Below are 245 nucleotides of genomic sequence, written 5' to 3'. Positions count from 1 at the left end.
GGGCGCCAGATACCGGCCGTCACGTAACGCGGGCCCCAGTCCCAGCCGAAGTGGTAACCCGGCTTGCGGACGAAGTTGCCGACCATCGCGTCCTTGGGCTCGTCGCCGTACGGCGAGGGGTAGTTGCCGGCGATCTTGTGCGGCATCGCCTGCACGCCCGGCAGCAGCGTGGTGATCGGGGAGCGCAGCACGATGCGCAGTTCATTGCCGGTGGCACGCAGCCGGCCGTCCACCCGCGCGCGCCA

Annotated in this window: 1 protein-coding gene; it reads right to left on the bottom strand. The window is 70.6% G+C overall.

The window, feature by feature from the left end:
* The coding region (locus ACX9YW_RS23450; RefSeq protein WP_460351193.1) for a glycosyl hydrolase 2 galactose-binding domain-containing protein at positions 1–245 on the bottom strand (245 nt) is incomplete at both ends.

Source organism: Pseudoneobacillus rhizolycopersici (assembly GCF_054786815.1).
This window is presented reverse-complemented; position numbering and strand designations above follow the sequence as displayed.